Source organism: Streptomyces sp. NBC_01288 (assembly GCF_035982055.1).
GTDB lineage: Bacteria > Actinomycetota > Actinomycetes > Streptomycetales > Streptomycetaceae > Streptomyces.
The window spans coordinates 3,428,843-3,451,042 of the sequence record NZ_CP108427.1; the positions used below are offsets into that span (position 1 = coordinate 3,428,843).

17 protein-coding genes and 1 pseudogene are annotated in these 22,200 nt (G+C 69.7%); 10 read left to right on the top strand and 8 right to left on the bottom strand.

Annotated features, from left to right (window positions below):
- Positions 1 to 18 precede the first annotated feature (18 nt).
- Entirely contained in the window at positions 19 to 729 is a 711-nt protein-coding gene (locus tag OG194_RS14700) for a hypothetical protein (protein ID WP_327401301.1), read from the top strand.
- A 182-nt stretch (positions 730 to 911) separates the two neighbouring features.
- On the opposite strand, the gene OG194_RS14705 is transcribed toward OG194_RS14700, so the two are convergent.
- The 5 genes from OG194_RS14705 to OG194_RS14725 form a co-directional block, all read right to left on the bottom strand.
- Positions 912 to 1,139: a hypothetical protein gene (locus tag OG194_RS14705; protein WP_327401302.1), complete on the bottom strand. Its 228-nt coding sequence runs from the start codon at positions 1,137 to 1,139 to the stop codon at positions 912 to 914.
- A 169-nt stretch (positions 1,140 to 1,308) separates the two neighbouring features.
- Positions 1,309 to 1,851 (bottom strand): lamin tail domain-containing protein, encoded by a 543-nt coding sequence (locus tag OG194_RS14710; protein WP_442811555.1) that lies wholly within the window; start codon positions 1,849 to 1,851, stop codon positions 1,309 to 1,311.
- Between the two features lie 344 nt (positions 1,852 to 2,195).
- The gene (locus OG194_RS14715; protein WP_327401303.1) at positions 2,196 to 2,609 is read right to left on the bottom strand and encodes a hypothetical protein; all 414 of its coding nucleotides are present in this window, start codon (positions 2,607 to 2,609) and stop codon (positions 2,196 to 2,198) included.
- Complete coding sequence (locus OG194_RS14720) at positions 2,606 to 3,643, bottom strand: glycoside hydrolase family 16 protein (RefSeq protein ID WP_327401304.1); 1,038 nt, start codon at positions 3,641 to 3,643, stop codon at positions 2,606 to 2,608. The genes OG194_RS14715 and OG194_RS14720 overlap by 4 nt, the downstream gene beginning before the upstream one ends.
- Before the next feature lie 132 nt (positions 3,644 to 3,775).
- Positions 3,776 to 5,419: a chitinase gene (locus OG194_RS14725; RefSeq protein WP_327401305.1), complete on the bottom strand. Its 1,644-nt coding sequence runs from the start codon at positions 5,417 to 5,419 to the stop codon at positions 3,776 to 3,778.
- 261 nt (positions 5,420 to 5,680) lie between these two features.
- Between OG194_RS14725 and OG194_RS14730 the strand changes: the two genes are divergently transcribed.
- Complete coding sequence (locus OG194_RS14730; protein ID WP_327401306.1) at positions 5,681 to 7,015, top strand: acyltransferase family protein; 1,335 nt, start codon at positions 5,681 to 5,683, stop codon at positions 7,013 to 7,015.
- Positions 7,016 to 7,314: 299 nt separating this feature from the next.
- Here the strand turns inward: OG194_RS14730 and OG194_RS14735 are convergent, their stop codons facing one another.
- Entirely contained in the window at positions 7,315 to 9,705 is a 2,391-nt protein-coding gene (locus OG194_RS14735) for an endonuclease/exonuclease/phosphatase family protein (protein ID WP_327407076.1), read from the bottom strand.
- 400 nt (positions 9,706 to 10,105) lie between these two features.
- Between OG194_RS14735 and OG194_RS14740 the strand changes: the two genes are divergently transcribed.
- Complete coding sequence (locus OG194_RS14740) at positions 10,106 to 12,040, top strand: beta-ketoacyl-[acyl-carrier-protein] synthase family protein (protein WP_327401307.1); 1,935 nt, start codon at positions 10,106 to 10,108, stop codon at positions 12,038 to 12,040.
- A 448-nt stretch (positions 12,041 to 12,488) separates the two neighbouring features.
- On the opposite strand, the gene ku is transcribed toward OG194_RS14740, so the two are convergent.
- Positions 12,489 to 13,529, bottom strand: coding sequence for a non-homologous end joining protein Ku (gene ku, locus OG194_RS14745; protein ID WP_442811556.1), 1,041 nt, complete (start codon positions 13,527 to 13,529; stop codon positions 12,489 to 12,491).
- A gap of 78 nt (positions 13,530 to 13,607) precedes the next feature.
- Here ku and ligD point away from each other — a divergent pair, with 78 nt between their 5' ends.
- The 3 genes and pseudogenes from ligD (at position 13,608) to OG194_RS14760 (ending at position 17,714) form a co-directional block, all read left to right on the top strand.
- Positions 13,608 to 14,489 (top strand): non-homologous end-joining DNA ligase, encoded by an 882-nt coding sequence (gene ligD, locus OG194_RS14750; RefSeq protein WP_327401309.1) that lies wholly within the window; start codon positions 13,608 to 13,610, stop codon positions 14,487 to 14,489.
- Between the two features lie 935 nt (positions 14,490 to 15,424).
- Complete coding sequence (locus OG194_RS14755) at positions 15,425 to 16,612, top strand: IS4 family transposase (protein ID WP_327399358.1); 1,188 nt, start codon at positions 15,425 to 15,427, stop codon at positions 16,610 to 16,612.
- A 272-nt stretch (positions 16,613 to 16,884) separates the two neighbouring features.
- Positions 16,885 to 17,714 (top strand): annotated as a pseudogene (locus OG194_RS14760) (IS5 family transposase).
- A 214-nt stretch (positions 17,715 to 17,928) separates the two neighbouring features.
- On the opposite strand, the gene OG194_RS14765 reads toward OG194_RS14760, so the two are convergent.
- Positions 17,929 to 18,732 (bottom strand): nuclease-related domain-containing protein, encoded by an 804-nt coding sequence (locus OG194_RS14765; protein WP_327401310.1) that lies wholly within the window; start codon positions 18,730 to 18,732, stop codon positions 17,929 to 17,931.
- A 96-nt stretch (positions 18,733 to 18,828) separates the two neighbouring features.
- On the opposite strand from OG194_RS14765, the gene OG194_RS14770 reads away from it, so the two are divergent.
- The 4 genes from OG194_RS14770 to OG194_RS14785 all read left to right on the top strand — a co-directional run bounded on the left by OG194_RS14770 (position 18,829) and on the right by OG194_RS14785 (position 22,197).
- Positions 18,829 to 19,335, top strand: coding sequence for a protein-tyrosine phosphatase family protein (locus OG194_RS14770; RefSeq protein ID WP_327401311.1), 507 nt, complete (start codon positions 18,829 to 18,831; stop codon positions 19,333 to 19,335).
- 134 nt (positions 19,336 to 19,469) lie between these two features.
- Positions 19,470 to 20,252, top strand: a complete 783-nt coding sequence (locus tag OG194_RS14775) for a hypothetical protein (protein WP_327401312.1) — start codon at positions 19,470 to 19,472, stop codon at positions 20,250 to 20,252.
- Positions 20,252 to 21,496 carry a HAMP domain-containing sensor histidine kinase gene (locus tag OG194_RS14780; protein WP_327401313.1) on the top strand — a complete coding sequence of 415 codons (1,245 nt, stop codon included), beginning with the start codon at positions 20,252 to 20,254 and terminating at the stop codon, positions 21,494 to 21,496. The genes OG194_RS14775 and OG194_RS14780 overlap by 1 nt, the downstream gene beginning before the upstream one ends.
- A 233-nt stretch (positions 21,497 to 21,729) precedes the next feature.
- Complete coding sequence (locus OG194_RS14785; RefSeq protein WP_327401314.1) at positions 21,730 to 22,197, top strand: SH3 domain-containing protein; 468 nt, start codon at positions 21,730 to 21,732, stop codon at positions 22,195 to 22,197.
- The last annotated feature ends 3 nt before the right edge of the window (positions 22,198 to 22,200 follow it).

Genomic DNA, 22,200 nt, shown 5'->3' on the forward strand with positions numbered 1-22,200 from the left:
GGGGGCACCTTGTACTAGGTGCCCAAAGACCCCGCCGTCAGCGCTTTAGCTGAGGACGGGGTCTTCGCGTATGTTCAGGCGGGTGTCAATGGAAACCGCCGTTTGTTGCTGATCACACTGCCGCGGCGGGGCATCGTTCAACGAGTCCATGGCGAGGTGGGGATGAAGGACAGCGAGCCTGAGCGTGAGGTCGACGGTGCTTTGCCTACGACGCAGGAGGTTCGCGAAGCCTGGGCCGTGGAGGCGTACTCCGTGCTCGTGGGCGTGGCGCGCAGCTATCACGCCGTCATCACTTACAAGGAGTTGGCTGAGGAGATCCAGAGCGGTACGGGATTCCGTACGAAGGTTCGCCTGCATCACTGGATCGGCTCCACGCTCGGCAAGGTGGTCCGTGAAGCGCATCGGCGGGGCGATCCGCCGCTGACCGCGCTGGTGGTTCACAGCGACGACGGCATGGTGGGCAACGGCTACAAGGAAGTGCTGGAAGTCGCCGGAGAAACGCCGGTGGAGGACGTGTTGGAGCGTGAGCAGCATGCCGCCGATGCCCGGCTCGCCTGCTATCGGCACTTCGGAGCGACCCTGCCGCCCGGTGGTGGCGTCCCTGCGCTCGCTCCCAGACATCAGGCAGCCGTCGAGCGCCGACGCGCGCGTGTCGAAAGGCCTCCGCAGATCTGTGGCAGGTGCTTCGTCCAGCTCCCCGCGACGGGCGTTTGCGACTCGTGCGGTTAGCCGCCGTAGAGCAGTTGGGCAGTTGGGCAGTTGGGCAATGGAGCAGTGTCCAGAACCGTGCGGCCTAGCCCTGAGCTTCTGCGCGGTCCGGAGCTTCCGTCCGCCTCGGCCTGCGGACCTGTTGTCCGGGCCGCCGACCCCAACAGGTCGGCCGGCCAGTCCACTTGGCGCGGCGGGCTCCGCTACTCGCCCGCCCGGTACAGCTTGATGTCCTTGTTCACGAACAGGTGGACGTAGCCGCAGCGCCAGCAGATCAGGCCGGTGGCGTTCTCGTCGGCCCAGGCCAGTTTCATGAATTCCATGCCGGTGCTGTTCAGGAGGACGCCCCGGTCGCGGAACAGATCTCCTTGGCAGACCTGGCACTTGAGCCAGATGTCTCCCACCGCCGCGCGTACCGGTTTCTTCGCCATCGTGTGAACGCCCCGTCCCTGCCGTGTGGTTGGGGCCAAGCTACCCACACCTGCTCCCGGCGCAGAAACAAGCGGCGCGCCGCCCTTGGATGGGGCAGCGCGCCGCGGATGTCACGTCACCGCTCGGGCCTCACGGCGTCATAGCGCCAGGACGCCGTAGTGCGGGTGATCAGTGGTGGCCGCCGCCACCGTGACCGCCGCCACCGTTGTGACCGCCGCCGCCGTTGTGGCCGCCACCGCCGTGGCCGCCGCCGTGGTTGCCCCAGGACTTGTCGTCCACGAGGCGGCGGTGGTCGTTGCGGAGGGTGGCGGTGTCGGAGCGGTTGTCCCAGGTGTAGTTGTGGCGGTCCTGGTAGAGGTCGCGGTTGGTGTCGCGGCCGACACCGGTGTGGACGCGGACGGTGGCGTGGCCGTCCAGGCGGTAGTGGCGGAAGGTGTAGGTCTGGCCGTCCTTGTTCGAGAGCTTCCAGCCGTCGAGGTTGACGGCGCTGCGGGTGTGGTTGGTGATCTCCACCCACTCGTTGTTCAGGGAGCGGTTGGAGCGGTCCTCCGGTCCCGGAGAGTCGTACTGCACGCGGCTGATCTCCACGTTCGCCCGGGCCGCGTGGTGGTCGGCAGCGGTCGCCGGCAGTGCCGCCGCGCCGACGAGAGCGCCGGCGGCCAGAGCGGCTGCGGCCAGACGGCGGACGGACACGGAAGGTGAAGAGGTCACGGGTTCCCCCAGCATGGTGCGGGCACTTCCCTGGATACGGCTACGGCCGGACCCCGGGCTGTGCGGTGTGCGGGTGGCGGCCTGTTGGCCGCACACCCACACCTTCTCCACCGGGCGGACGGGATATGAGCGATACGTGAATCGTGTTACGAGTCGGTCGTATTTCCGTGACTGTCGGCTGTACCGTCCATTTATGTGCGTGATGCACCAGGTTGACGCCCTGGCGGGGCGACGGACCTTGTGGGCACTGGGCCGGGTCCCGTTTTCGCCATGGTGCGCCACCCCAGGCCCGTCGGGAGCGTCACCCGAAAGTGAGTAACGGCGGGCCGCCGACCTGCGCATTGTTACTGGTAGTAACAGTACTTCGCCGTTCCTGATGCCGGGTCACCGAACACTCCGTTGGTGCACGGGGTGCCCCCGTTGAACGAGCCGTAGAAGTACTGGCCGTTCGCTCCGTACGCCACCTCGTGCGTGCCGGAGAAGGAGCAGGTGCCGTTCTCCGCCGAGCAATTCGTCCAGGTCGCGAACGTCGGGGGTGGCGAGACGACGTAGCAACTCTTCGCCGTGCCTGAGATCGGGTCGCCGAAGACCGCGTTGGTGCAGGGGGTGCCGCCCGGCAGGGTGGCGTAGCGGTACGAACCCGCGGCGCCGTACGCGACCGTCATCACGCCGGAGAAGGAACAGGTGTTGTTCTCGGACGCGCAGGAGGACCAGATGTCGGTTGCCGGGGGTGCCGCTTCCGCGTAGCAGGACTTCACCACTCCGGAGGTCGGGTCGCCGAAGACCGCCGTGGTGCAGGGAGTTGAGCCGGTGGCCGTCGTGTAGTTGAAGCGGCCGTTCGCTCCGAAGGCCACCGCCGATGTGCCGTTGAGCGTGCAGGTGCCGTTCTCGCTCGCGCACTGGGCCAAGTGCCGGGCAGGGCTTGGGTGGTGGAGCCTGTGGTGCTTCCTGTTGTGGTGTACGCCGCTACGTAGTCGACGCTCAGGGTGCCGCCCGATGTCGTCGAGCCTGACGGCGTTGTGCAGCCGCAGGCCGCGTCCGGGAACGTGCCGCCCATCGCCAGGTCCAGGATGATCGACTGGTTGTGGTCGAAGGCCGCCTGCCAAGTGGCCGTGCCCACCTGGGACTCGGAGACCGAGTAGTAGGCGTTGCCGTCCAGGTAGAACGTGATCGTCTCCGCCGAGGTGTTGGTGCGGTCGAGGATCATCGCGTACGTGTGGAAGCCGCTCTGGCAGCCGGAGCAGGCGCGCAGGCCGCTGCTGATTCCGGTGCCCTCGTTGCAGGGGCCGCCCGGGGAGGTGCCGCAGTGGATCGTGCCGGCCACGTCGGAGAGGGCGTTGACGTCCTCCATGATGTCGATCTCGCCGTTCTCCGGCCACTGGCCCGGGCCGAGCATCCAGAACGCGGGCCAGTAACCCAACCCGCTTGAGGGGCTGGGCTGTTGGATGGACGCGGCGACCTCCAGCTTGCCGCCGGCCGGTGCGCCCACGTTCGCGGTCGGGGTCTGGATCCGGCCCGAGGTCCACGAACTGCCGGAGCCCAGCGCGGTGATGTCGAGGTTGCCGTTGCCGTCGAGGTGGGTGTTGGCCGTGGAGTCGGTCATCGTCTCGATCTCACCGGTCCCGAAACTGGAACCCGGGCCGGTGTCGAACTTCCAGTTGGCCGCCGAAGGGGCCGATCCCGCCGAGCCGTTGAAGTCGTCGGTGAAGACGGTGGACCAGCCGGAGGGGGCTCCGGGGGCGGCGGCCAGCGCGGGTTGGGTGGTCGTGGTGCCGTAGAGGAGGGCGACCATCGGGGCCAGAGTCGCCAGCCAGATCAGGCGTCTCGACCTCGGCCTTGACCTCCACCTACGTCCGGTGGTGTGCGCGGCCTTTCCTCTCAACTTCGATCTGAACATCGTCCGGCCTTCCTCGTGAGGAGTGCGTTACTGGACGTAACAGGACTTGCTCGTTCCGGAGGTCGGGTCACCGAAGACCCCGTTGGAGCACCCGGTGGAGCCGGACACGGACCGGTACACGTACCGTCCGGCCGCGCCGTACGCCACCTCGTGGGTGCCGGAGAAGGTGCAAGTGCCGTCTTCCGCCGCGCAGTTGGTCCAGGTGGCGAAGGAGGGCGGTGCGCCGATCAGGTAGCAGGACTTGGCGGTGCCGGAGGCCGGGTCGCCGAACACGGCGTTGGAGCACGCCGTACCGCCGGGCAGGGTCGCGTAGTTGAAGGAACTGCCCGCGCCGTAGGCCACTGTCATCACGCCGGAGAAGGCGCAGGTTCCGCCCTCGGTGGCGCAGGAGGTCCAGACGTTGGTCGCGGGCGGGGCGCTCTGGCCGTAGCAGGACTTGGCGGTGCCGGAGATCGGGTCGCCGAAGACCGCGTTGGTGCACGCCGTGGAGCCGGTCTCCGTGGCGTAGTTGAACCTGCCGCTCGCGCCGTAGGCGACGGCGGTCGTGCCGCTGACCGCGCAGGTGCCGTTCTCGCTCGCGCACTGGGTCCAAGTCCCGGGCAGGGACTGCACAGTTGAACCGGTTCCTCCGCCACCGCTGCTGCTGCTGCCGGAGGTGAACGCCTGGAAGATCCGTGCGAAGTCACCGGAGTTCTGGCTGACGCCGCTGCACGTGCTCTGTGCCGAAGTCGAGCCCGCGCAGCCGCCGTTGTCGCGGTTCTGCGACCAGTACGACGTCAGGGCGATCCCCCGCGAGGCGTCGAAGGCCTCGACGCTGCGGGCGTTGTCGAGGGTGAAGACCTCGCCGGCGCTGTCGTTCTGGCCGATCATCGGGGTGTTGCCGAGCTTGGCGTACGCGGCGGAGGTGGAGATGCCGAAGGCGCTCGCGACCTGGCCGGCCGCCGCGTCCACGGACGTGTTGGCCGCGTTGCCCATGTCGGTGCCCGAGGAGCCGTAGTCCATGGTCATCAGGTTGACGACGTCCGGGGTGAAACCGTTGGAGCGCGCGTTGTTGAGGACGTTCAGGCCATCGCCCGAGAGGCCGCTGGGGAGGGCGGGGAGGGTGACGGAGATCGACAGCGCGCGGCCGTTGTTGGCGGCCCAAGTGCGCACCTGGGCAAGGGCCTTGTCGCGGCGGTCGATGCCGGAGGAGTTGGTGAGGGACGCCGACTCGATGTCGAAGTCGACGCGCGAGAGGTTGAAGGTGGTGATGACGTTCTCGATCTGCGCTGCCGCCGCATCCGGGCTGGAACAGGAGTCGCCGATCTCGGTGAGCGCGGTGTCGGAGGTGTAGCCGCCGAAGGACACGGAGACGTCGCCGCCGAGGCCGCGGATGCCGTCGATCTGCGACTGGAGGGCGGACTGGCCCGGCACCTGCCACTGACAGCCGGGGCCGTCGACGAATGCGGCGGTGAAGAACTTGGTGCCGTAGTTGTTGGCCACGTCGGTGAGGGAAACGTTTCCCGAGCCCGCGTCGAAGTAGGGCGCGAAGACGTGGGCGGGCCAGGCATTCGGGGACGAGGCCGCCGATGCGGGGGTCGCCGCGGTGAGACCGGCGGCCGCGAGGGCTCCGGTCAGGAGCGTGGTGGAGAGGGCGGAGAGGAGGGAGCGGGATCTCGATCGGGTGCGCATGCAACGTCCTCCAAGTGGGGGTCAATCGCCCGGGTGAATCGATTCAATCCTGGATCGATATTGGTGCAGACCAATTCGCTGTGTGGGCTCAGGGAAGCAGCGTTGACAGGGGCGAGTCAAGGCAAGGGCGGGTCAAGGGATTTGGGGAGCGACGGCGGGCCCGCCGCGGATCGGCGACGGGTGTCGTGACGGGCACGGATTGGTTGCGGGACGGCGCCGCTCCCCCACAACTGCCGTCCGGCGGCGGCACCATGGCGTCCCATGGGGGATTTGAGCGGGGGCAGCGGGAGCCGGGATCGCTACGTCGACTTCTTGCGGGCGTGGGCGATCGTGCTGGTGGTGGTCGGGCACTGGCTGATCACCGGGCTGGTGCGGGACCCCAACGGGGTGTTCACCGCACCGGAGTTGCTCGCCACCGTGCCCTGGACCCAGTGGCTCACCCTGGGGTTCCAGATCATGCCGCTGTTCTTCCTGGCCGGCGGGCATGCCGCCGGCGGTTCCTGGGCGCGGGCCCGGAACGAGGGCCGTACGGCGACCGGTTGGGTGGGGCAGCGGGCGCTACGGCTGCTGCTGCCGGCCGGGGTGTACAGCGGGCTGGTGCTGGTCGCCGTCGCGATCTGTTCGGCGGTCGGGGTGGACCCCGGCATCCTCGCGCTCGTCGGGTGGGCGATGGCGATGCAGTTCTGGTTCCTGCCGGTGTATCTGCTGCTCAGCGCGGCAACTCCCGTTCTGCACGCGGCACATCGGCGGTGGGGGTTGCGGGTGCCGGTGGTGATGGGGGTGGTCGCGGTCGGTGCCGATGCGTTGGTGGTCGCCGTGCACGCGCCCTTCGTCGGGCTGCTCAACTACGTGCTCGTGTGGGGCGTCGCCTATCAACTGGGCTTCTGCTGGCGGGACATGTTGCTCACCGAACGGGCCGTCCTGCCCGGCGTCATGGCCGCGGGCGGTGCGGTCGCCTTCGCGGGGCTGGTCTCGTTCGGGCCGTTTCCGGTGAGCCTGATCCTGGTGACCGGGCAGAGTCCCAGCAACACCGATCCCCCGTCGGTGGCCATGCTGGCGTGGGTAGTTGGGCAGGTCGGGGTGGCGCTGCTGCTTGCGCCGGTGCTGCGGCGGCTGTTGGAGCGCGAGCAACTCTGGTGGCTGGTACGGCCGTTGGGGGGCGCCAGTATGACGCTCTACCTGTGGCACATGCTGCCGGTGCTGGTCGTCGCCGGCGCCTTCTATCTCACCGGGCTCGCTCCCGAACCGGCGTACGGGTCGGGGAGTTGGTGGGCGTTGCGGGTGCCCTGGCTGGTCGTGCTGGGGGTTGTGCTGGTGGGGGTCGTCGCGGCGTTGCGGCCGTTGGAGCGGGGGCTCGTGGTGGTGTACGAGTGGACGCGGCCGGGGGATCTGCCGTTTGAACTCCCGCGTTGGCCTTGGGCGTTGTGGGGTGGGATGGCGGCGAGTGTGAGTGCGCTGATCTGGTTCGCGGGGCATGGGTTCGCCTATGGAGGGCGGTTTCCGGTGCTGCCCGCGTTGGGGTTGGCCGTGGGGGTTGGGCTGGTCATGGTGACGGGGCGGAGTGTGGTGGACCGGGGTGTGCGCCTTGGCGTCTGAGTGGCTTGTGTTGTCTGGCGAGTGCGAGCGCGTTGTGGCTGGTCGCGCAGTTCCCCGCGCCCCTTAAGGGGTTGCCCTGTCCGGTACAGGGAGGCGGGAGGCGCGCGGCGGAGCCGCAAATGGCACAGCCCCGCGCCCCTTGGGGGAGTTGCCTTGACCGGTACAGGGAGGCGGGACGTGCGCGGCGGAGCCGCAAATGTCACCGCCCCGCGCCCCTTAAGGGGTTGCCCTGTCCGGCACCGAGGAGCTGACGGGGCGGGACGGCTTGGGCCGTTCCGCCCCGTTGGCCTTCAACAGGGTTAGTGGCTACGGCACTTCGAGAGGTCGATTCGGACGATCTGTGGGTCGTGGTCGCTTGCCTGGTCCGCGAACTCCGCGTTGATGTGGACGACGTCGTAGTTGAAGGACGTCACCGCGGGGCTGGTCAGGATGTGGTCCAGGGTCTGGGAGTTGCCGTCGTAGACGTAGGTGTAGCGCTCGGCGGCGGGGAGGGTGGTGATCAGGGGCTTGAGGACCTTGTCGGCCGTCAGGGTGGTCACCGTCTGGGAGAACTCGTAGTCGTTCAGGTCGCCGAGGACGACCGCCTTGGCGTTCCTGTCCGCCGCGAGCAGGGACTTGACGAAGGTGTTGACCTCCGCCGCCTGGGCCGCGCGCTGGGTCTCCGAGCTGCGGGCCGGGGGCTGGTAGCGGCCGTGGATCGGCTGGTCGCCGCCCTTGGAGATGAAGTGGTTGGCGATCACGAAGACCTGCTCGCCCTGGAAGGTGAACTCGCCGACCAGCGGCTTGCGGCTGTCCTCCCAGGCCGCGTTGGTCGGGTCGATACGGCCCGGGGAGTAGGTGAGTTCGACGCCCTTGCGGGTCTTCACCACGCTCGTGGCGGTGGTCGCGTCGCCGCCCTTGTGGTCGGTGAAGGAGACCCGCTTCGGGTTGAAGAGGAAGACCTGGCGGATGTTGCCGCCGGGCTCGCCGCCGTCCTGGTCGTTGGTCGGCGAGATGTAACGCCACTTGTACGCCGGCCCGCCGGCCGCGCGGACCGCGTCCGTGAAGCGCTTCAGGGTGCCCTCGGCCGTCACCGTGCCGTCGTTCGTCGCACCGTTGTCGTCCTGGATCTCCTCCAGGGCCACGATGTCGGGCGAGTTGAGGTTCACCGCGACGCCCTCGGCGAGCCGGTCGAACTTCTCCTGGGTGTCGAGCGCGTCCAGGTTCTCCACGTTGTACGTGGCGACCGCGAGCTCGTCCTTCTTCTGACGACGGGTCACTTCCTGCTTCAGGCCCTTGTCGACGAGGGCGCCGAGCTGGGTGGCCTGGACGTTGTAGCCGCCGTAGGTGGAGTAGTCGAGGGGGCCCGTGGTCGTACCTGAGAGTTCGTCACCTACGTTGGCCACGGGGAAGGTTGAGGTCGTGTCGAGCGACATCACCTCGATGCGGCCCGTGTTGGGCTGGTCGTACGACGAGTACAGGGTGCCGCCGCGTGCCGTGGCGTTCTCGTTCGGCTTGACCGTGACCCACAGCTCGCCGTACGCGTCCGAAGCGCCGACCACGCGGGCGTCGCTGAAGGTGACCCGCATGCCCTCCAGGGACTCGTAGAAGTCCTGGGCGTAGACGGTGGGTTGGAGCGCGAGTGACTCGATGCTGCCGCCGGACGCGGTCGGGATGTAGGCGTCGGGGACCGAGGTCGCGTCCAGTGTCACGGCGTCCGGCAGCGCGTTGCCGCCGGAGAGGACCGTGGTGGTCGGGCCGGTGATCTCGGTGTTCGACTGGCTGGTGCTGCTCGGGTAGTACTCGCTGACTTTGCCGGTGACCAGGACCGAATCGCCCGCCGCCACCGTGGGCTTGGTGGAACCGGTGTAGACGAAGACGGCTTCGCTGGTGCGCGGGTCGGTGTCGGGGGTCGGGTCCTGGATCCAGTAGCCGAGGGAGCCGCTGGTGCGGACGCCGGTGACGATGCCCGGGACGCGGGTGACCGTCTGGCCTGCGTACGGCGAGAGGCGGGTCGTGCCCTGGATGTCGTGGACGCGGACGGTACCGGGGTCGGTGGGCGAGCCGCCGTCACCGCCACCGTCGCCACCGCCGTCGCCCGAACCGGGCGTCTGGCCCGCCGAGTTGACCGGTGACGGGGTGCCGGCGGTGAAGTCCGCCGCGTTGTCGTCGGTGTCGGCGAGCGAGTCGGCGCGGGCGACGGCGGCCGTGTTGGAGGCGCCGGTGGCCGGGCCGCTGCCCTCGCGGACGACCGCGGTGCCGTAGCCCGTGAGGTCGACGATGCTCGGGTCGGCCGCGCAGTCCGCGGCGGTCTTGCAGGTGAGCGCGGTGGTGCCGGAGACCAGGGCGATCGTGCCGGAGGTGGCGCTCATGGCGATCGAGCCGGTGGCGTCGGTGGTCGGCAGCGCGGTCGTGCCGCCGCTGCCGGTGCCCTCGCCGACCAGGTAGCGGGCGCCGGGGGCGATCGCGCCGGTGAGGGCGGTGACCTGCCAAGTGGAGCCGGAGGAAGGCGTACCGGGCAGGTACTGGACGCTGTAGCCCGACAGGTCGTAGGCCGTCGAACCGGCGTTGCCGAGTTCGACGAAGTCCCGGGTCAGGGTGGCTCCCGAGTTGCCCCCGCCGCCGTACACCTCGGCAATGACCGCCGAGGCGGACGGAGTTGCGGACGCGGCGGGCAGGGCGGTGAAGGCGAACGCTCCCGCCGCGCCCACCGAGACGATCGCTTGGGCGGTGCGGCGGGCGCGGGGTCTGCGCCCTTCAGGTCTGGACACGCTGGCGGTCTCCTCGTACTTCGTGTAGCTGCCGATACGGGGTGCCTGTGGGGAGTCGGCTCAAGTTACGCGCGTAGAAAGGGAGTTGCCAGAGGGGCCCGCGTTAAATCCAGGGAACAAGTGAGTGCGGGGACGGGCGTTACGGCCATGAAAGTGATGTTCCACACATAACCCTGGTGACCAACTGGACAACTCGCCCTATTTCAGCGGACCTTGAAAGGTCTCGGGGCGCAACAGGTCCAACTTTCAACCGTGGCTTTTTCCGGTTTCGTCCAGTTCACTCGGGATGGTTTGCCGTAGGGCATAAGCCCGTTCCGTCCCCCAGGAAGCGTGTATCGATATGTCCAATTCATCCGATTCGTCACAAGTCCCCTTCGCTCCGCACCCGGTGTCCGCCGCCGAGGTCATCCCGGGTGATCTGATCGCCCTCACCCCGGCCGACGCCGAACGCGCCTGCTGGTACGTCGTCACCCACACCCTCCCCGAGACGCCCGAGACGATCCGCGTCACCCTGCGGCCGCCGCTCGGCGGCACGGACCACGACGAGGTGCTCGGCCGCGACCGCCGGGTGATCAGCGGGTGCCGGCGACTGGACGTCGGGGCGGTGCCGCGATTCGTCTCCGACGACCTCTCGTCCGTCGGGTTCCGGGAGGGCGACCGGGTGAGTTCGTTGCGGGTGGTGGATCCGGGGGCGGGCGAGGTGTCGTACGCGCGGCGGTGGGGGGTGTGGCATCGGGATCTCGACGGGGGGTCGGGGGATGACGTTCTGAGCGATGCGGAGGTTCGGGGGTGGAGTGGTTCGGGGGTTACGGGGGCTGGTGTGGGGGTCGGCTCGGAGACCTCGGGTGCTGATGCGCGGGTTGGTGCGGGGACGCCGGGCGCTGGTGGAGAGACGCGGGGTGCCGGTGTGGGGACGCCGGGTGCCGGCATGGCGGGCGGTGGCGAGTTCGTCGTACGGCATCATCCGCGACCGGAGCGGGTGGCGGCCGCGGGTGGGCCGCGGCGGGTCGTGGTCACCGGGCTGGGGGCCGTGACGCCGCTCGGGGTAGGGGTCGACGAGTTGTGGCGGGGGCTGCTCGACGGGCGGCACGGGATACGGGAACTGGACGGGGAGGAGTTCGCGGAGCTGCCCGTGCGGGTGGCCGGGACCGTGCCCGTCGATCCGATGGAGCTGCTGCCGCGGCAGGCGGCGCGGCGGATGAACCGGGCCGCGCAGTTCGCGGTGCTGGCCGCGCGGGAGGCGTGGGGTGACGCCGGGTTCGTGGCGGGCGGCACGCGGGAGAGCGGGCTCGATCCCGAACGGGTCGGGGTCAGTCTCGGGGCGATCCTCGGGGACGCGTCCGTGCTCGTCGGCGGCGACCGCAAGCTGCGGGACAAGGGGCCGCGCGGTGTCTCGCCGCTCACCACGCCCATGACCGTTCCGTCGCAGGCGGCGTCCCAGGTCTCCCTCGACCTGCACATCACCGGCGAGGCCCGCACGGTCACCGCGGCGTGTGCCTCCGGCACGGAGGCGATCGGGGCGGCCATCGACCGCATACGGTACGGCCGTGTCGACATCGCCCTCGCGGGCGGGGCCGAGGCGGTCGTCACGCCGGCGATCATGGCGTCGTTCGCGGCGATGCGGGCGTTGTCCACGCGGGGGCTGGCAGACGGTTCGTCGCCGTCACGGCCGTTCGCGAAGGACCGGGACGGGTTCGTGAACGGGGAGGGTGCGGGGGTGCTCGTCCTGGAGGCCGAGGAACACGCACGCGCGCGTGGAGCGCGGATCTACTGCGAGGCGGCCGGGTGGGGGCTGTCGGCCGACGCGCACCACATGGCTGCGCCGGATCCGTCGGGCGCCGGGGTCGCGCTCGCCGTGCGGCGGGCCGTGCGGGACGCGGGCGGGCATATCGCTGACGTCGTCCATGTGAACGCGCATGCGACGGCGACAGTGGAGGGGGATCTCGCCGAGGCGGGGGCGTTGCGGGCGGTGTTCGGCCGCAGAAACGTTCCTGTCACGGCGATCAAGGGGCATCTCGGGCATCTGCAGGGGGCTGCGGGTGGGATTGAGGCTGTGGCGGCGGTGCTTACGTTGCATCACGGGGTGGTGCCGGCGACGTTGGGGGCGGCGGGTGAGCTGGATGACTCGATCGGGCTGGATGTGGTGACGGGGGTGGCACGGGAGTTGCCTTGGGGCGGGGACGGGGGTGCGCCCGGGGTGGGGGATCTCGCGTTGAGCAACTCGTTCGGGTTCGGGGGGCATAACGCGGTGTTGGCGTTGCGGCGGGTGGGGTAGCGCTGCGCGGGGGTTGGCGACGGGGTTGCGGCTCGGGCTGGTTGTTTTCGGGGGGGGCGGGGGGCTGCTTCGCCGGAGTCCTTGCCGGGGGTTTCTTCGCTGGCGCGGCGAGTTGGTCGCGGTGGGGGCAGTGGGTGGGGGTGATGCTGCGCGGGGACCGGCCAGGAGGCCACGGCTCAGGCCGTTCGCTCGCGGGGAGTTGCCTTCTTCGCTGGGGGCCTTGACTGAGGTCTTCGCCGGGGTCGCGGTGGACTTCGTCGCGGTGACGGGTGGGGCAGCGCTACTCGGGGACCAGGTTCGGTTTTGGGGCGGGTGCGGGCTCGTTGTGGCTGGTCGCGCCCGCGCGGCGGAGCCGCACATTGATATAGCCCCGCGTGCCTGGGTTGGCTGCCCTGTGCGGTGTTCATGAGGGACAGCGCCACATGGGGACCGGCCAGGAGGCCGCGGCTCAGGCCGTTCGCTTGCGGGGAGTCGCCTTCTTCGGCGGGGGCTTCTTCGCCGTCGCGGTGGACTTGGTCGCCGTCGTCTTTTTGGTTGCGCGCGTTGACTTCTTCGCCGGTGGCGGTGACTCGGACTGGGACTTCTTCGTCGTTGCCGTCTTCTTTGTTGCCGTGGAGGTCGACTTCTTGCCAGGGGTCTGTTTGGGGGTCGCTCGGGGTGAGATACGCCTGACCTCGGCCTTTGTTCCCGTTTGCTTGCTGTCCGGTTCCTCGCCTCGCGATTCCTTCGCCTCTCGGACGCTTTTCTCCAGGGCCGCCATCAGGTCGAGGACCTTCGCGCCGGGGGCCGGGGACGGAGTCGTCGCGGGCTGTTCGCCGGATGCCTTCGCGGTGATCATCTCCTCTACCGCCTCGCGGTAGTCGTCGTGGAGATCCGCGAGGTCGACCTCGCCCAGCGTGTCCATCAGGGCGTCCGCGAGGTCGAGTTCCTTGTCGCGGACGCTGACGTTCGTGTCGGGGGCGACGCCCTCGGGGACGCGGATCTCGTCCGGCCAGAGCAGGCCGTGCATGGCGATCACGTCGTCGACCACGCGTAGCATGCCGAGGCGTTCGCGGCCTCGTAGCGCGTACTTCGCGATGGCCACCTTCTGGCTGCGCTTCAGCGCCTCGCGGAGCAGGGTGTACGGCTTGGCCGCGGGGACGCCGTTCGCGGAGAGGTAGTACGCCGCGTCCATCTGGAGCGGGTCGATCCGGTCGGCCGGCACGAACGCCACGATCTCGATCGTCTTCGCCGTCGGGATCGGCAGCTGCGCCAGATCCTCGTCCGTGATCGGGATCATCGTGCCGTCCGCGTCCTCGTACGCCTTGCCGATCTCGGCCTGGGCGACCTCTCGGTCCTCCAGTTCGCAGACCTTGCGGTAGCGGATACGGCCGCCGTCCTCCGTGTGGATCTGGCGGAACGAGATGGAGTGGTTCTCGGTCGCGTTCACCAGCTTGATCGGGATGCTGACCAGGCCGAAGGATATGGCGCCGTTCCATATGGATCGCACCTGCCGCACCCGCCTTCCGATTTCGGCTCACGCCCGACGCACGTCCGGTTCGTCACGTTTCCGTGGGATTCTCATCGTATGACGCCGATCGCAGAGGTGGAGGGGCGAAGGGTCGCGCTCAGCAACCTGGACAAGGTGCTGTACCCGGCGACCGGGTTCACCAAGGGTGAGGTCCTGCACTACTACGCGACCATCGCCGAGGTTCTGCTGCCCCATCTGCGCGACCGGCCGGTGTCCTTTCTGCGATATCCGGACGGGCCCGAGGGGCAGGTGTTCTTCACCAAGAACGTGCCTCCGGGTACGCCCGACTGGGTCACCACCGCGGAAGTGCCCCGGTCGGAGGGGCCTGCCCGGATGGTGCTGGTGCAGGATCTGGCGTCCCTGATGTGGGCGGCGAATCTCGTCACCGAGTTCCATACGCCGCAGTGGGTGATCGCGGCACCCGGTGTCGCCGACCGGCTTGTGTTCGACCTCGATCCGGGAGCGCCTGCGACCGTCGTGGAGTGCTGCGAGGTTGCGGTGTGGCTGCGGGAACGGCTGGCGGTGGACGGGATCGAGGCGTACGTCAAGACGTCCGGGGCGAAAGGGTTGCATCTGTTGGCGGGGGTGGCGCCGGTGCCTTCGGAGCGGGCTGTCTCGTACGCGAAGGCGTTGGCCGTGGAGGCGGAGGCGGCTCTTCCTCGGCTTGTCGTGCATCGGATGACGCGGAGCCTGCGGGTGGGGAAGGTGTTCGTCGACTGGAGCCAGAACGCTGCGCGGAAGACCACGGCGGCGCCCTATACGTTGCGGGCTCGGGCGGCGGAGTGTGTGTCGGCGCCGGTGACGTGGGAGGAGGTGTCGATGTGCGGTGAACCGGATCAACTCACTTTTCCGGCAAGGGAGTTGGAGGTACGGCTGCTTGAGTACGGCGATCTGCTGGAACCGTTGCTCGACGCCGGACTAGCGGGAGCGCTGCCCTGATGAGGGGTTGCGTGGGGATGCGCCTGGCTCTTTCGTAAGTGACCGTTGGGCCGCCCGCTTCTTGGTCAGTGTCGGGCTTCCGCGGCCCGAGTAAAGGGCGCTCCCTGCGGTCGCGTCGCCTTCGGCGATGGCCCTGCGGGCCACCCTTGACTAGGGCCGCTCCAGCCCGTTTCAGAAGCGAGCGAGCGGCCCCGAATGACGGTTGCCCAGGGAGATGGCCCGTTACGGCGGTTGCGTGGCTGGCCAGTGTTGAGGAACGCGCTCGCGTCTCGCCAGCACGCCGGGTCGGCTCAGCGGCCAACGCCGAGTGGGAGTGGCGCGTCGGCAGGGTGGCGGCACGCCACGTCGGCTCAGCGGCCAACGCCGAGTGGGAGTGGCGCGTCGACGGGTCGGCGGCACGCCGCGTCGGCTTAGCGGCTGCGAGCGAGTGGGAAGCGGGCACGTCAGTCCGGAGACGGCATGCCGGGGCGGCTCGGCGGCTGAGTCCGAGTGGCGGGTGGTGCGTTCGGTCGGTCCCGGGACGCCGTCGGGTGGGCTGGCGACCCTTGCCGGGAGCCGCAGGGTATGAGGGGGTTCGGGAAGCTGGGTGTTTTTCTAACCGGTCAAGTAGCAGGTAGGCGGTTAGTTTTTCGACAGCTTCCTGACACCACCTGCTCCGCCCCGCCCCATCCCGACCCATCCCGCCCGCTCCATCGGCACACCCCGCCTCATCTCACCTGACCCCACTCGGCGTTGGCCGCTGAGCCGACGCGGCGTGCTGGCGAGACGCGAGCGCGCCCCCTGTGCCGGGTGAGGGCATAGCAGGCCCGAGGGCCTACCTACCTGGGCAACCGTCTTTTCGGGCCGCCCGCTCGCTTCTCAAACGGGCTGGAGCGGCCCTAGGCCCAATGCCGTTGCTTTAGTTGGCGGCGTAGCCTGCTGGCAGGGCGTCGGGGGTGGTGCCGGTGGCGGAGAGTGTCCCGGAGTTATCCGGTCTTGGATTGTTGACCTGGGTGTATCCGCCGGGTCTGGTGGATCGGGTGGTCGCTGCGTGCGGCCGGACCGAGCAGCGCAGACGGCTGCTTCCCGCTCGGGTGGTGGTGTACTTCGTTCTCGGTCTGGCCCTGTTCTCGCCCGCTCCGTATCTGGAGGTGCTGCGGCATCTGACCGACGGACTGCGTGCGTGCGGGCTGTGGGGCAACTGGCGGATCCCGGCGAAGTCCTCCCTGTTCAGGGCCCGTGGCCGACTGGGCTCCGAGCCCCTGCGGGTGCTGTTCGCGGCCACCGTCCGTCCATTGGCGGATGAGGAGACACCGGGCGCGTTCTGGCGCGGGCTGCGGCTGACGGCGGTGGACGGCACCTGCTGGGATGCCGCCGACACTGCCGCGAACGACCAGGAGTTCGGCCGTCCCGGCAACACCCGCGGCCCGGACAGGTCAGCGTTCCCGCAGGTGCGGATGGCCGCTCTGGTCGAGTGCGGCACCCATGCCGTGCTGGATGCGGAACTGGCCGGCTGCCGGGTCGGTGAACTCACCCTCGCCGCCTGCCTGGTCCGCTCCACCGGGCCGGACATGCTGGTCCTGGCCGACCGGGAGTTCCTGGGGGTGCCGTTGTGGAGAGCGTTCACCGCCACCGGCGCCCACCTGCTGTGGCGGGTGTCGGCCAACCGGGTCCTGCCCGTGCAGGAACTCCTTCCCGACGGCTCCTGGCTCAGTCGCCTGCACGCAGGCACCGACGGCAAGAAACGCGATCCGGTGCGCGTGAGGGTGCTCGCCTATCAGCTGTCCGACGGCGGAGCGAGCACCCAGAACACGCACTACCGCCTGGTCACCGACCTCCTCGATCCGGAACGCTTCCCCGCGGCCGAACTCGCGGCCCTGTATGCCCAGCGGTGGGAGATCGAGTCGGTCTTCGACGAGATCAAGACCCATCAGCGCGGCCCCCACGTCGTCCTGGCCAGCAAGACCCCCGACGGCGTGCGCCAGCAGATCTGGGCCCACCTGCTGGTCCACCACGCCCTGAGGTCCCTGATATCCAGAACCGCTGCCGTCCACGGCATCGACCCGGACCGGCTTTCGTTCACCGACACCCTGCGTGCGGCCCGCCGCAGCGTCACCGTCGCGCCCGGCATCTTTTCCCCCTGAGCACCTGATCACGGCGCTGGTCCGGCTCCGCGACGACCTGCTGACCACGCTGCTGCCACCGCGCCGGCTCCGCAGCCAGCCCCGTGTCGTCAAGCGCAAGATGTCCAACTACCTGCTCAAACGGGCCGAGCACCGTGCCTGGCCCCAGCCCACCAGAACACACGACGACGCCGTCACCATCCGCCCACCGAGACCAACAGCCCAGTAAAGCAACGGCATTGCCCCTAGGCCGTGTCTTCAAAAGATCTTGAGTGGTGGATCATGGTGGGGTGATACGTCGCCATGAACTGTCCGATGCCGAGTGGGAGTTCGTCGGGCCGCTGCTGCCGGTGTCGCTGCGGGGCCGGAAGCGGCTGGACGACCGCAGGGTGCTGAACGGGATCGTGTGGAAGTTCCGTACCGGGACGGCCTGGCGGGACGTGCCCGAGCGGTACGGCCCGTGGGCCACCCTGCACACCCGCTTTCGCCGGTGGGCGCTGGACGGCACCTTCGAGCGCATGCTCCGGGCCGCCCAGGCGCACGCCGACGCGGCCGGGGACATTGACTGGCTGGTGTCGGTCGACTCCACCGTCGTCCGCGCCCACCAGCACGCCGCCGGGGCCCGAAAAAGGGGGCCCGCAGTCCCGGCCTCGGACGCTCCCGAGGCGGCCTGACCAGCAAAATCCACCTGGCCTGCGACAGCGTGGGCCGCCCGCTCGCCTTCACCCTCACGGGCGGCAACACCAACGACTGCACCCAGTTCACCGCCATGATGGAAACCATCCGGGTGCCCCGCATCGGCCCGGGACGGCCCCGCACACGGCCCGCCCATGTGCTGGGCGACAAGGGCTACAGCTCCCGGGCCATCCGCACGTGGCTCAGGCGGCGGGGCATCGGTCACACCATTCCCGAGCGGTCCGACCAGGTCCGCAACCGGCTCCGGCGCGGCAGCCGAGGCGGGCGCCCGCCGGTCTTCGACAAGCAGCTCTACAAGCGACGCAACGTCGTGGAACGGTGCTTCAACCGCTTGAAGCAGTGGCGCGGCATCGCTACCCGCTACGACAAGACCGCCGAGTCCTACCAGGCAGCCGTCACCCTCGCATCGCTCCTGATGTGGGCGTGACATTTGAAGACAACTCCTAGTCAAGGGTGGAGCGGAGCGGAATCGCCGCAGGCGACGCGTAGCGCAGCGAAGCGCCCTTTACTCGGGCCGTGGAAGCCCGACACTGGCCAAGAAGCGGGCGGCCCAACGGTCACTTGAAGAAAGCCAGGCGTGTCCCCACGTCACTCCGAGTGAAGGCACCTCGCACGACTGAAGCAACCCCAAGAGATGTCCCTCACACCCTCCCCCACGTATGCCGGTCCCTCGCCATCGCATGCAGCGCCTCCACATCCGCCGGCTTCAACACCCCGCCCGTCCTTGCCAGTCCGGACAGTTCCGTGTCCTGGAGTACGCGGACCTCGCGCAGTGGAGTCGTCATCCTGATGTCCGCCGGGCCGGACAGGGCGAGGACCGGGTGGACCTCGGCCGTCAGTGCGTACGACGCTCGGGCCGCGTCGGAGCGGGCTCGGCGGAGTAGGGGGAGGGGGTCTCGGCGGCCCAGCGTGATCATGGGGTCGGTGATCTGGACGCGTTGTTTGCGGGCGTAGAGCGTGTGGAGGGCGAAGAGACCGCCGGGGCCGATCAGCAGGTGGTGGAGGCGGTCACCGCCGGGGAGAGGGATGGAGTGGAGGGCGTGCCAGCCCGCGCCGTCCAGGGCGTCCAGGGCTTCGCCCACCGCTTGTTCCGCGGTCAGGGCTCGGCGGCGGGGGTCGGCGCGCAGGCGGTGTGGCGGGCCCGGGTCGCGGTCGAGGGCCACGTGGAGGGCCTCGCCGGGGCGGTTGGGGGCCAGGTCGTCGTCGGGGTGGAGGGTCAGGCGGGCCAGTTCCGCGGGCGTCGGCACCGGGGGTGGGCCCACCGTGACCGGGCCGGTGAGGAAGGGGCCGAGAGCGTGCAGGACGTCCTCTCTGCGGTCCTCGCTCAGCAGGTTGATCCGCGCCGCCTCCCTGTCGTACCAGGCGACGTTCCTTCCGTCGGTGTGACAGACGTACAGCCGTTCCTGACCATGGCGCCAGGTCGGTATGACGCGCAGTCCGTTCATGCACCATCACCCCTCGACCATGGGAACAGGCGGGGTGCTCAAGGGGCAAGAACCCGGTTACCTTTGGGTCAGTCGCTGGGGCTTGGGGAGGCGCCGTTGCGGACGCGCAGGAAGCAACCCGACGTACCCGCTCCGGACAGTCCGTGGAGCGAGATCACGCCCGGTCTGTGGATGGGCGGGCACGAGTTCCGGGGGCGGTCGGGGCAACTGGAGTTCGCGGTGGTGCGGGACGAGTTCGATCTCGTACAGACGCTGCTACGGCTGCCCGGGCACGGGCCCGACACCGGCGTCGAGCACCATGTGTGGCCGATTCCGGACGGGCCGCTCGACGGGACGCAGCTGGCCGGCGTGATGCGGCTGGCCGTAGCGGCCTGCGACGCGCTGGACGAGGGGCGGAAGGTGCTCGTCCGCTGCTACTCCGGTTACAACAGGTCGGGCCTGGTCGTCGCCCACGCGCTGGTCCGCCGCGGGTACTCCACGGAGGAGGCGATACGGCTGATCCGTTCCCGCCGGTCCCCGTGGGCGCTGCACAACGAACTGTTCGTCGCGTATCTGCGGACCGGACTGTCCACGGCCCGGCTGCTGGAGGAGCTGGCCGAGTAGGCGAGTAGCCGGATAGCCGAGTAATCGTTCCCTCAACCCGTCCGCACATATGAACAAAAAGGACTTCCCTACGAATAGGGTGTACGGGTCCCACACCCGCGCCCCGCAGGAGAGCAGTGCCACCCAGTCGCCCCGTGCGTGCCACCCGTGCCGCCCGCACCACCGCCGCCGTCGCCCTGCTGCTCGCGACCGCGGTGGCCTGCGGTGACACCGGCGCGCTGCGGGCAGCGGGGGCGACCCCGACGGCGACCAGCCCCGCCAAGCTCTGGCCGAATCTGTCGCCCGCCGCCTCCCCCGCCTACGACTTCGACGAGGCGGACACGGAGACCGTGAAGGGCATCGCCGTCCCCGGCGACGACATCCGCAAAGTGGACCCGATCGCCGTCGTACGCGCCGAGATCGCCGCGAACCCGAGTGACTACGACGGCCCCAAAGCGCCGTATCGGGGGACAGCAGAGCGGATCGGCGACTGCGGGCAAGGTGGGGACCGTAGCGCCTGTCCCGTTCTCAAGCCCTACTACCGCGATCTCACCGGCGACGGACGCGACGACCTGACGCTCGGGTTCCGGCTGCTGCCGACCAGGATGACCGCCGTGCGCGTCTACACCGTCGAGAAGCACCGGCTCGTGCAGGTCATGGCCAACGACGATGCCGTGAGCGGGGTCGAACTGGCCGGGCATTCGGTGATCATCCGCTCGCCTTCGGAGCTCGCGGGGTACGAATACCGCGTGCAGTGGACCTGGGACGCCGATCAGAAGGCGATGCTGCTGACCCACGACGAGTTCCTGCGCACGGGCAGCCGCAAGCACGGAGTCCGCCGCGCGACCCCCGCGCCGCCCGGTTCCCCCGCCTCTCCCGCCTCTCCCGCCTCTCCCGCCTCTCCCGCCTCTCCTACGTCCCCCTCGGCGACCCCGTGATGAGACTCGCGCTGCCCAGATGGGCCGGGACCCTCGCCTTCAAGGCGGCCGTGTTCATCACCGTGATGTGCTGCGCGCTGGCCGCCCTGCTCGGCGTACTCGTGCATGTCTCGGTGACCGACCGGACCGTGGGCCAGGCCCGCGACCTGGCGCTGTCGCGGCTGAAGGAGGCGACGACGCAGTACGAGGCCGGGGACTCCCTCGTGCACGGCGCCGGCGTCGATCCCGAGGAAATGCCTTTGCCGCTAAGGGAGTTGGCGGCGGCCGGGGAGCGCGGCACGATGGTCGGCAAACGCCGGGGGCACCCGACGATGTGGGCGGCGGGACCGGCCTCGGGCGACCGGGTGCTGGCCGTCGCGGTCGACTACTCGCAGGGCGCCGACACCATCGCCGGACTCGACCGGGCGATCGTCTGGTCCTCGGCGCTGGCGATCGGGGCGACGCTGCTGGTCGGCGCGTTCGCGGTGACCCGGGTGACGCGGCGGTTGCACGGGACGGCGCAGGTGGCCCGGCGGATCAGCGCGGGTGACCTGGACGCGCGGGTCGACGATCCACGTACGAAGGACGCGACCCTGCCGCAGGACGAGGTGGCCGCGGTGGCCGCCGCGCTCGACACGATGGCCTCGTCGTTGCAGGGGAAGCTGCTGACCGAGCAGCGGTTCACGGCGGATGTCGCGCACGAGTTGCGGACGCCGTTGACCGGGTTGCACGCCGCGGCCGAGTTGTTGCCTCCGGGGCGGCCGACCGAGCTGGTGCGGGATCGGGTGGCCGCGTTGCGCACGCTCACGGAGGACCTGTTGGAGATCTCCCGGCTCGATACGCGGCGGGAGAAGGTGGAGTTGGACGCCGAGCGGCTGGGGGCGGTGGCAGAGCGGGTGGTGCGGGCGTCGGGGGCGGACGCGGAGGTCGTCGTCGTACGGGACGAGTGGGTGGAGACGGATCGGCGGCGGCTTGAGCGGGTGCTGGGGAATCTTGTCGCCAATGCGCATCGGCATGGGCGGGGGCCCGTTGTCGTGACCGTCGACGGGGCGGTGGTGGCTGTGCGGGATCACGGGGACGGGTATCCGGAGTACCTCGTCGAGCATGGGCCGCAGCGGTTCCGTACGGAGGGTGGGGCGACGGGGCATGGGCTCGGGTTGACCATCGCGTTGGGGCAGGCGGAGGTGTTGGGGGCGCGGTTGGAGTTCTCGAATGTGGACGCCGGGGATGGTGGTGGGGCGCTTGCGACGTTGACGCTCCGATGAGTGGAGAGCGGTAGTTCGTCGACCGCGGGTCGGTGGGGGCTGGTCGCGCCCACGCGGCGGAGCCGCATATCGACACAGCCCCGCGCCCCTTCCGGGCGCTCGTGCCGGCCGCGCTCGTATGGGCCGCCGCTCCGATGAACCCTGCTCGTGTGGACCAGTGTGGCGAGCGCCCCTCGTCCACCCCTCCTAATGTGGCGATAAGTCAGGTTCGCCCCACCCCTGGAGGTTCCCCCATGTCCCTCAGCCTCTCCCTCCGCCGGATCGGCATAGCGGTCGCCGCCGGTGCGCTGGTCACCGCCGCCGCCGTCGCGCCCGCCGTGGCCGACGACGAGTGGGGCGACGAAGACCCGGGCGTCAGCCGTCAGGACGACGGTGGGTGGAACCAGCAGGGCGACGAGGACTTCGGCGGCCGCGGCGACCACGACAACCAGGGCGATCACGGAGACCACGGCGACCACGACAACCCGCGCCTCTACCGGGGTATCGTCACGGCCGGTCAACTCGCCCTGCGTTCCCGCCCGGACCGCGGCAGCAGGATCATCCGGTACGCCTACCGCGGCGAGCACGTCTCGATCTTCTGCAAGACCGGCGGCTCGAACGTCCAGGGCAACCCGCTCTGGTACCTGCTCACGGACGGCACCTGGGCCTGGGGCTCGGCGCGGTACATCGACAACATCGGCCCCGCCCCCCGCTGGTGCTGACGG